At 72.4% G+C, this 9,703-nt stretch carries 10 protein-coding genes; 2 read left to right on the forward strand and 8 right to left on the reverse strand.

Translation table 11 applies throughout. The features are described 5' to 3' along the window. Positions 1-62: 62 nt before the first annotated feature. The 4 genes from BKI49_RS09395 to BKI49_RS09410 form a co-directional block, all read right to left on the reverse strand. Positions 63-1,091 (reverse strand): 6-phosphofructokinase, encoded by a 1,029-nt coding sequence (locus tag BKI49_RS09395; RefSeq protein ID WP_095933743.1) that lies wholly within the window; start codon positions 1,089-1,091, stop codon positions 63-65. Positions 1,092-1,234: 143 nt separating this feature from the next. Further along, entirely contained in the window at positions 1,235-1,882 is a 648-nt protein-coding gene (locus BKI49_RS09400; RefSeq protein WP_095933774.1) for a response regulator, read from the reverse strand. A gap of 146 nt (positions 1,883-2,028) precedes the next feature. Continuing rightward, complete coding sequence (gene macS, locus BKI49_RS09405; RefSeq protein ID WP_095933744.1) at positions 2,029-3,252, reverse strand: MacS family sensor histidine kinase; 1,224 nt, start codon at positions 3,250-3,252, stop codon at positions 2,029-2,031. 42 nt (positions 3,253-3,294) lie between these two features. Then, on the reverse strand, positions 3,295-4,074 hold the full coding sequence (locus BKI49_RS09410) for a lysophospholipid acyltransferase family protein (protein ID WP_095933745.1): 780 nt from the start codon (positions 4,072-4,074) through the stop codon (positions 3,295-3,297). A 179-nt stretch (positions 4,075-4,253) separates the two neighbouring features. Here BKI49_RS09410 and BKI49_RS09415 point away from each other — a divergent pair, with 179 nt between their 5' ends. Together BKI49_RS09415 and BKI49_RS09420 are read left to right on the forward strand one after the other, a co-directional pair. Then, positions 4,254-5,063 carry an alpha/beta hydrolase gene (locus tag BKI49_RS09415; RefSeq protein ID WP_095933746.1) on the forward strand — a complete coding sequence of 270 codons (810 nt, stop codon included), beginning with the start codon at positions 4,254-4,256 and terminating at the stop codon, positions 5,061-5,063. After that, positions 5,056-5,742 (forward strand): hypothetical protein, encoded by a 687-nt coding sequence (locus BKI49_RS09420; RefSeq protein WP_095933747.1) that lies wholly within the window; start codon positions 5,056-5,058, stop codon positions 5,740-5,742. The genes BKI49_RS09415 and BKI49_RS09420 overlap by 8 nt, the downstream gene beginning before the upstream one ends. 7 nt (positions 5,743-5,749) lie before the next feature. Here the strand turns inward: BKI49_RS09420 and BKI49_RS09425 are convergent, their stop codons facing one another. The 4 genes from BKI49_RS09425 to BKI49_RS09440 all read right to left on the reverse strand — a co-directional run bounded on the left by BKI49_RS09425 (position 5,750) and on the right by BKI49_RS09440 (position 9,586). Then, positions 5,750-6,502 (reverse strand): endonuclease/exonuclease/phosphatase family protein, encoded by a 753-nt coding sequence (locus BKI49_RS09425; RefSeq protein ID WP_095933748.1) that lies wholly within the window; start codon positions 6,500-6,502, stop codon positions 5,750-5,752. Positions 6,503-6,836: 334 nt separating this feature from the next. Then, positions 6,837-7,790, reverse strand: a complete 954-nt coding sequence (locus BKI49_RS09430) for an ROK family glucokinase (protein ID WP_095933749.1) — start codon at positions 7,788-7,790, stop codon at positions 6,837-6,839. Between the two features lie 54 nt (positions 7,791-7,844). After that, positions 7,845-8,315 (reverse strand): DUF5304 domain-containing protein, encoded by a 471-nt coding sequence (locus BKI49_RS09435; protein ID WP_028803237.1) that lies wholly within the window; start codon positions 8,313-8,315, stop codon positions 7,845-7,847. A gap of 101 nt (positions 8,316-8,416) precedes the next feature. Continuing rightward, positions 8,417-9,586 (reverse strand): ArsA family ATPase, encoded by a 1,170-nt coding sequence (locus BKI49_RS09440; protein WP_095933750.1) that lies wholly within the window; start codon positions 9,584-9,586, stop codon positions 8,417-8,419. Positions 9,587-9,703 lie beyond the last annotated feature (117 nt).

Consider the following 9,703-nt stretch of genomic DNA (forward strand, 5'->3'; position numbering starts at 1 on the left):
GGCATCTCCCGCTCTGGAGGGTTATGGGCCGAATATACGGCCCATAACCCCAGGGTGCCGGGTCAGCCGAAGAAGACGCCGACTTCCTCGTACAGCTTCGGGTCGACCGTCTTCAGCTTGGCCGTGGCCTCCGCGATCGGGACGCGGACGATGTCCGTGCCGCGCAGGGCGACCATCTTGCCGAAGTCGCCGTCCCGGACGGCCTCGATGGCGTGCAGGCCGAAGCGGGTGGCGAGCCAGCGGTCGAAGGCGCTCGGGGTGCCGCCCCGCTGGACGTGCCCGAGCACGGTGGTGCGGGCCTCCTTGCCGGTGCGCCTCTCGATCTCCTTGGCCAGCCACTCGCCGACGCCGGAGAGGCGGACATGGCCGAAGGAGTCGAGCGAGCCGTCCTTGAGGACCATCTCGCCGTCCTTGGGCATGGCGCCCTCGGCGATCACGACGATCGGGGCGTAGGACGCCTTGAAGCGCGAGGTCACCCACTGACAGACCTGCTCGACGTCGAAGCGCTGCTCCGGGATGAGGATGGCGTTGGCCCCGCCCGCCAGACCGGAGTGGATGGCGATCCAGCCCGCGTGACGGCCCATGACCTCGACGACGAGCACGCGCATGTGCGACTCGGCGGTGGTGTGCAGGCGGTCGATGGCCTCGGTCGCGATGCCGACCGCGGTGTCGAAGCCGAAGGTGTAGTCGGTGGCGGAGAGGTCGTTGTCGATGGTCTTCGGTACGCCGACGACGGGCACGCCGTACTCGTCGGTGAGGCGCGCCGCGACGCCCAGGGTGTCCTCGCCGCCGATCGCGATGAGCGCCTCGACCTCCTGCTTGGCGAGGTTCTCCTTGATCCGGCGGATACCGTCCTCCTGCTTGAGGGGGTTGGTCCGCGAGGAGCCGAGGATGGTGCCGCCGCGCGGCAGGATGCCGCGCACGGCGGGGATGTCGAGACGGACGGTGTCGCCTTCGAGCGGACCTCGCCAGCCGTCCCGGAAGCCGACGAAGTCGTAGCCGTACTCCTGCACGCCCTTGCGGACGATGCCCCGGATGACGGCGTTGAGCCCGGGGCAGTCGCCGCCTCCGGTCAGTACTCCGACCCGCATGGAAAAGTCCCTTCGCCGCGGTTGCCTGATGAACTCACGCTAAGGGTGATGCAGGTCACTTCGGCATGGTGCGGAAGGTCAATTCCGGTGAATTGTGCGGGTGTTGATCTACGACCTTCACCCGAAGGTGGGATGCACCAGGTTTACGCCTCGTCAAGACCGCGTTCGATGGCGTAGCGCACCAGCTCCACCCGGTTGTGCAACTGGAGCTTGCCCAGGGTGTTCTGCACGTGGTTCTGCACCGTGCGGTGGGAGATGACGAGACGTTCCGCTATCTGCTTGTAACTCAGGCCCTTGGCGACGAGCCGGAGCACCTCGGTCTCGCGGTCGGTGAGCTGCGGGGCCTTCGGCTCGTCGTCGCCCGCGGCGGGGACCGGTTCGGAGGCGAGCCTGCGGTACTCGCCGAGGACGAGGCCCGCGAGGCCCGGTGTGAACACCGGGTCGCCGACGGCCGTACGACGCACCGCGTCGATCAGCTCCTCCGTGGACGCCGACTTGAGGAGATAACCGGTGGCGCCGGACTTCACCGCCTCCAGGACGTCGGCGTGCTCACCACTGGCCGACAGGACCAGGACACGCAGGGCGGGGTTGGCGCCGACCAGTTCCTTGCAGACCTGGACGCCGGGCTTGGCGGGCAGGTTCAGGTCGAGCACGAGGACGTCGGGCGCGGCGGCCCGGGCACGGCGCACGGCCTGCTCGCCGTCGCCCGCGGTGGCGACCACGTCGAAGCCCGACTCGGTGAGGTCGCGGGCGACGGCGTCACGCCACATGGGGTGGTCGTCGACCACCATGACCTTGATCGGGTCGTTCCCCCGCACGTCCGCCGCCTCCGTCTTCGCCGTCATCGCCGCCCCACCGTGTTCGTCGTCGCCATTGCCGCTTCCCCCCGGATCACCGCTCCGCCTTCCTCCGGTTCACCGCTCCGTCCCCGCCCGGGTCACTGCTCCGCCTTCGCCGTGGACGCCTTGGGCACCTTCAGCTCGACCTCGGTGCCCTGGCCCGGGACCGAGATCAGCTCGGCCGTGCCGCCCAGGTCGCGCAGCCGCCCGCGGATCGACAGGGCGACCCCGAGCCGCCCCTCGCCCTCGGCCTGCGCGAGCCGGCCCTCGGGAATGCCGGGACCGTCGTCCCGCACGGTCACGATCACCTCGTCCGGTTCGTCCTCGACGAGGATCCAGGCACGGGCGTCGGGACCGGCGTGCTTGCGGACATTGTCGAGGGCGGCACCGACGGCGGCGGCCAGCTCCCCGGCGGCCCCCGGTGCGAGCCGTACGGGCGCGCCGGGCTCGGAGAGGGTCACGCGCGCGGTGGCGTACGGGGCGAGCAGGGCCCGCAGGTCGGCCGGGCCGGCCGCCTCCTCGCCGGCGTCCGGTTCGTCGACGGCCCGTACGACCGCGCCGAGCGCGGCGTCCTCGGACACCCGGGAGACGGGCACCAGGCCGCCCGAGACCAGCGTGCGCAGCGCCACCTCCTGCTCACCGGCCATCCGGCCCAGTTCCGCCGCCTCGCCGCCGAGCGCGGATCCCCGGCGCTGCACCATGGCGAGCACCTGGAGCACGCCGTCGTGGATGTCGCGGGCCAGGCGCTCCCGCTCACGGGTGGCGGCCTCGATCTCCAGGGCGCGGGCGAGGGTGCGCTCGGAGGCGCGGGCGACCTCGACGACGTATCCGATGGCGATGGAGGCGACCCAGACGAGGATCACGTTGTGCACGGTGTCGCGGGTCGGGGCGCCCCGCTCGACGACGTTGACCGCGGCGACCAGGGTCGAGGCGAAGGCCGCCCATCGCCAGCCGCCCTTGACCGCGAAGGCGAGGACGGAACCGGCGGTCCATATGGACGGCAGCGTCGGGCCGCCGTCCTCGATCCGCGACGAGGCGTCGGCGACCCGGGTGAGCAGGATGCCGACGAGCGCGACGGTGAGGTCGGCGGCCAGGAACCGCTTGGTGCAGTTGGCCGCGTTCGCCACCCTGGGCAGGGTCGCCAGGGTCCACACGCACAGCACCGCGTAGAACACGATGGCGACCCAGGGGCGGGTGAACTCGTCGTACGCGGTGGCGAAGAGCCCGACCGCGTAGAACATGGTCAGGACGCGGTAGGCGGTGAGCGCGCGCCACAGCGGCAGCTCGACCGACATCCTCATGACTCTCTCGCGCCTGGCCATGTCCCCCCACCCCACCGCTCCCCGACGTCCTCACGGACGCAGCTAGGAGCCGGAACGTTCCTTGTCCCCGTGGCCGGATTCCCCGGCGGCCTGCTTCGCGGCCTGCGCGAGCGCCGCCTTCGCCGCCTTCTCGGCCTCCTTCTCGGCCTTCGCCGCCTCCGCGATCTGCCGCTTGGCGGCCGTCGCGTACATGTCGACGTACTCCTGGCCGGAGAGCTTCATGATCTCGTACATGACCTCGTCGGTCACCGCGCGGAGCACGAAACGGTCGTGCTCCATGCCGGCGTACCGGCTGAAGTCGAGCGCCTTGCCGATGCGGATGCCCGGGCGCATCAGCTTGGGCATCACCTTCCCCGGCGGCTGGATCTTCTCCGTGTCGATCATCGCCACCGGGATGACGGGGGCGCCGGTGGCGAGCGCCACGCGCGCGAGGCCGCCGGGCTTGCCGCGGTAGAGACGGCCGTCCGGGGAGCGCGTGCCCTCCGGATAGATGCCGAAGAGCTCACCGCGCTCGATGACGTCGATGCCGCTCTTGATCGCCGCCTCGCCCGCGCCGCGCCCTCCGGAGCGGTCGACGGGGAGCTGCCCGACGCCCTTGAAGAAGGCGGCCGTCATCCGGCCCTTGAGGCCGGGCGTCGTGAAGTACTCGGCCTTCGCGATGAAGGTCACCTTGCGGTCCAGCATCGCGGGCAGGAAGAACGAGTCCGAGAACGACAGGTGATTGCTCGCCAGAATCGCGGGGCCCTCGGCGGGGATGTTCTCGAGGCCTTCCACCCAGGGTCTGAAGGCGAGCTTCAGCGGCCCTCCGATGGAAAACTTCATTGCGCCGTAGATCAACCGAGTGCCTCCTGTGTCGTCGGTCAGACCTTAACCCGGAGCGCCGTCAAAGGGTCCGACGACCCTGGTCGGTGTCAGTGCGGTCGCGTACGGTGAAGTACGCCTCGAAGCCTCGGGGGTTCCGTTCGTTCCGTTCCGCCCGCCTGATGAACAGGAGACCGAAGGTGCCGGTCCTTCCTGGAGCCGAGCCGTTCCGCCGTGAGGGCGGAGAGGTCGGCGTCCTCCTCTGCCACGGTTTCACCGGGTCCCCGCAGTCGCTGCGGCCCTGGGCGGAGTTTCTCGCCGAGCGCGGCCTGACCGTCGCGCTGCCGCTGCTGCCGGGGCACGGCACACGCTGGGAGGACATGCAGCTCACGGGCTGGCAGGACTGGTACGCGGAGGTCGACCGCGAGCTGCGCGCCCTGAAGGACCGGTGCGACCAGGTCTTCGTCCTCGGTCTGTCGATGGGCGGCACCCTGGCCCTGCGACTGGCCGCCAAGCACGGGGACGACGTCACCGGCGTCGTGGTCGTCAACCCGGCGAACAAGGTGCACGGCCTCGCCGCGCACGCCCTCCCGGTCCTGCGCCACCTCGTGCCCACCGTGAAGGGGATCACGAGCGACATCGCCAAGGAGGGCGCCCAGGAGGTCGGCTACGACCGGGTGCCCCTGCACTCCGCGCATTCCATGCGGAATTTCTACCGGCAGGTCGACGGTGAGCTGCCCCAGGTCACCCAGCCGTTGCTGCTGCTGCACAGCCCGCAGGACCATGTCGTGCCGCCCGCGGACTCGGCCCGTGTCCTGAGCAGGGTGTCGTCCACGGACGTCACGGAGATCCTGCTGGAACAGAGCTACCACGTCGCGACGTTGGACCATGACGCGGACCGGATCTTCGAGGAGAGCTACGCCTTCATCGCCCGGCTCGCGCCCGCTGTCGGCAAGGAGCCCGGCACGGGCCAGCTGGGTCAGCAGGAAGGGACGGCCACCGGTGGCTGAGTACGACGCGGACCGCGGCGACTCCGAGGAGAAGGGCATCCCGGTCGGGGAGCCCCTCGGCGGGTCGTCCGGGGACTCCCTCGGCGGGTCGCCGGAGGAGCAGAGCGTGCCCTTCGACGAGGACGCCGCGTGGCAGGCGATCGTCGCGGGGTACGGGGAGGAACCGCCGGACCCGCCGGGTGCGAAGCCGTTCAAGTCGGTCGAGGACCTCGCGCTCCTCGACCCGGAGACGAACGACGGCCCGGACGACGGCGAGAAGAACGACGGCGACACGAGCGCCGCGGGGGCCGGATCCTCGGACAGGCCGTCCGCGGACGAGCCGTCCCCGGCGAAGCCGCTGGGCAGCTCGGTCGCGTTCGCTCCCGGTGTGGGCGGCCCGCGCGACTACCGCGCTTCCGAGCCCTCCGACGACGACTTCGACGAGGACGACGAGGGCCACTTCGTGCCGCCCGAGCCGCCCCCGCTGCCGGCCGCGGACGCGACCGCCAAGTTCGCGTGGCTCGCCGTGCTCGGCGGTCCGGTGCTTCTGCTGCTGGCGGTGCTCCTCGGCTGGGACATGACCTGGTGGCTCGCCACCCTCGGCATAGGCGGCTTCCTGGGCGGTTTCACCACCCTGGTGATGCGGATGAAGACCGACGACGAGGACGAGGACGACCCCGGCCGGGGCGCGGTGGTCTGAGCGCGGCTCAGGACGCGGGCACCTTGAGGGCGGCCAGTACGGGCAGATGGTCCGTGGCCGCCCTCAGGTCTTCCTCCGTCACTCCGGGCAGGCCGAGCGGCACCCCGCAGCCCAGGATCTCGACGCCGGGCGTGGCGAAGACCGCGTCGATCCGCTGGTGCGGGTCGGTGGGGGTGGAGGTGTGCTCGGCGCCCCAGGGACGGGTCGTCCAGCCGTCCTGGAGCGTGTCGGCCAGGCGTGTGAAGGTGGGCCCGCCGGGGGGTTCGTTGAGGTCTCCGCCCGCGACGGCATACGGGGTGCCGAGGCCGGCGAGACGGTCGAGGAGCATGCCGCCCTGCTCGTACCGCTCGTCCTTCTGGAGCGAGAGGTGGCAGCTCAGGACGCCGAGGCGGGCGCTCCCGAAGCGCACCACGGCGGTGGCGAAGCCGCGCCGGTGCAGGCCGGGGGTGAGCGGGAGCAGGACGTCCTCGGTGCGTTCCACCGTCCCCCGCAGGGAACACAGCAGTGCGGGGCCGGCGGCGGTGGCCCCGCCCGAGAGGATCACCTGCCCGGACGCCGCCGCGAGCCGTGCCAGCTTCTTGCGCCAGCGGAAGAAGCGCGGCGCCTCCTGGACCAGGACGAGGTCGGGTTCGCAGGCGCTGATCACCCGCGCGAGCGCGTCGGTGTCGTCGCGCATCGACCGGATGTTGTAGCTGAGCACCCGGATGACGGCGGAACCGTCGGGCTCGGTACGGGAGTTGGGCAGCGGGGTCGTCGCCATGCGGATCAAGATACGCCGCCACGACCCACCGGGAGCGGGAGTGCGCGCCGGGGGCGGTGATCCGGCCGGAGAGCGGGAGTGCGCGCCGGGGGCGGTGATCCGGCCGGAGAGCGGGAGTGCGCGCCGGGGGCGACGATCCGGGTCGGGAACCAGGGGGCGTGCCTCGGGCGGCGGTCCGGTCGGACGGCGACGGTGCGCGCCGGGGGCGGCGTTGCGGTCGGAGAGCTGGACCGGACGTCCGCTTCGGCGATCCGGTCGGGGAGGGGCGGGCATGGCACCGCCCGCCGTCCCCGGAGGGCGCGGCGGGCGGAGACGTACACAGGCGGTGCGGGTGTCACATGATCGGGTCGGGCTCCCGGGCCAGGTCCGCGGCACCGACGAGGCCGGCCTTGTTGCCCAGCTGCGCGGCGATGACGTCGGCCACGGGGCGCCAGTTGCCGCCGACGAGCCAGCGCTTGTACGACTTGCGGATCGGGTCGAGGACCAGCTCGCCCTCGTCCGAGAGGCCGCCGCCGACGATGAACGCGGACGGGTCGAAGAGCGAGGCCAGGTCGGCGAGACCGGCACCGGCCCAGCGGGCCAGCTCGCGGTAGGAGTCCACCGCCACCGGGTCGCCCTGGCGCGCGGCCACCGAGATGTGCTTGCCCTCGATGCCGTCGGGCGTGCCGTTGCCCAGGGCGAGGAGGATCTCCGCGTGCTCGGGGGTCGCGTTGGCCCGCTGCTTGGCGTACCGGACGAGGGCGCGTCCGGAGGCGTACTGCTCCCAGCAGCCCTGCGAGCCGCAGCCGCACAGCAGACCGTCGGGCACCATGCGGATGTGGCCGAACTCGGCGGCCACCCCGAAGTGCCCGCGGCGCAGCTTGTTGCCGATGATGATGCCGCCACCGAGCCCCGTGCCCAGGGTGATGCAGATGACGTTGCGGTGACCCTTGCCGGCGCCGAACTTGTACTCGCCCCACGCGGCCGCGTTCGCGTCGTTCTCGACGACGACCGGCAGGCCCACGCGGGCCTCGACCTCGGCCTTGAGCGGCTCCTGCCGCCAGTCGATGTTCGGCGCGAAGTAGACCGTCGAGCGCTGGCGGTTCACATATCCGGCGGCACCGATGCCGACGCCCACGATGTCGTGACCGGCGCGCGCGCCCTCAACGGCCGAGGCGATCGCGTCCACGATGGCCTGCGGCGTGGTGGGGGTCGGCACCTTGTGGGTCGAGAGGATGTTGCCTTCCTCGTCGACCACACCGGCCGCGATCTTCGTGCCGCCGATATCGACGCCGATGGTGAGTCCCATGAATCCCTCAGTTTCGGTCGAGCCCCGCTACGGCCAACCGTACCCGAGGGGCCTTCAGTCCAAGTCAATCCGCTCCCCCGGACCGGTGCCCTCGTCGCGAGGTCCGGTGTCCCGGGTGGTCCAGCGCCGCTCCTGGGCCTCGACGGCCGAGCGGTAGGCGGCGAGCAGCTCGGAACCCGCGGCCGCGAGGTGGTCGAACACGTCCGGGTTTCGCTCCAGGACGGGCTCGACGGCGGCCTTGGCCTGCTGCACGACCTGGTTGACCATCTGCTGGGCGGTGCCGGAGGCGACCGCGCCGAACAGCGGCGACTGCAGTCCGGACAGCTTGTCGGCGACGGCGTCGACGAGCTTGCGCAGTTCCTCGGCGGCCGAGCCGGGGGGCGTGCCGTACTGGGCGCGGCGGCGGGCCTTCTCCGCCGCGAGGTCCTCGGCGCACGCCTGCGCCCAGGCGTCGGCGTCGGCCGCGCGCACCTCTTCGGCCGTCTCCTCCTGAGCGGCGTCGGTTGTGGGGCGCTCTTCGCTCATGGCGGACTCCTGCCTACGGTTCGTGCCTTCGACGTTACCCGAACGGGGGTACACCGTTCACCGTGTCCGGGGCACGGATCGGCCGGGCCACGGACGGTGCCTCACTTGCCGCGCGGCCACAGCGCGGGGTCCGGCGCGAAGCGGATCCGCAGCTCGCCCTCGCGCAGCGCCGCGCCGTCCACGGTGCAGCGGCGCAGGGCCGACGGAAGGGCGACGATCCTGCGGAACTGCCCGACGGTGACGACGAGTTCGTCGCCGCGCCGGACGAGGTCCAGTTCCTCGCGTATCGCGCCGGGCAGCGGGATGTGCCAGACGAGCACGCCGTCGTCGGCGAGCCGGTCGACGACGGGCCACTCGACCGGGGTGGGCGCCGCGTTGACGTGGGGCACCGGGAGTTCGGCGAGGTCGCCGCCGCCCCGGGGGTCCCGTCCCAGGTGCGGGACCTCGTGCAGGTCGTACGTCTCGCGCCACTCGTCCAGGGCCTTGTGCTGCTGGGCCGCGAGGGCGGCGAGCCAGGGGTCGTCCGTGGCGGTGGGCAGGACACGGTTCGCGACCAGGGCGTCGACGGACAGTCCGCGCAGGGCGAGCGCGGTGGAGGCGGTCCGTACGGCGTCGGTGCCGGCCGGGCCGGGCTCCGCGACCAGTCGTACGGTCGTGGCCCTGTCCTCGACGACCGCCTGCACCGCGGCCAGCTCGACGTCCCAGCGTGCGGCCGTCTCGTACAGCCACTCCGCGGGCATCGGGACGCCCGCGAGCCGGCCGAGGACGGGTCGCAGGGCGCGGGCGGCCTGGCGCTCCGGCGGGAGCAGCCGGCGCAGATACCGGCGCAGTTCCTCGGGGAGGCCGAGGAGAGCGAGGGTCTGCGGGGCCGGCGGGAGGTCCACGACCAGGAGCTCGTAGGCCTCCGAGAGTGCGGCGTCGCGCAGGGCGCGCAGCACGGCGAGTTCCTCGGCGCCGGGCAGCGGGGTGACTTCCTCCGCGTCCAGGCGGGAGGCGCCGAGCAGGTCGAGGGCGGCGGTGGCCCGCTGCTGGAAGGCGGTGAGGTCCTCGCGGAACCGCGCGGCGGCGTCGGGGCGCCAGGCGGTGAGGTTCGGCGCGGCCTCCACGGGGGCCGGGCCCGTCGGGACGCCGAGGACCGCACCCAGGGTGTCGGTGCGGTCGGCGGTGAGCACCAAGGTGCGGGTGCCCTGGTGGGCTGCCCGCAGCGCGGTGGCCGCGGCGACGGTGGTACGGCCGGTGCCGCCCTGGCCGGTGATCAGGATGGTGCGCATGAGGGTGAACGCTACCTGCGCCGCACCGGCGGGACGGACCGCGCTCCCCCGGTTGCCGGGGTCACCGGGCTCGGTCCCCCGATCACCGGGGATGTCGCGCTCCCGGGAGAGACCGCC

Source organism: Streptomyces sp. Tue6028 (genome assembly GCF_002300165.1).
In the GTDB taxonomy this organism is placed as follows: domain Bacteria; phylum Actinomycetota; class Actinomycetes; order Streptomycetales; family Streptomycetaceae; genus Streptomyces; species Streptomyces siamensis.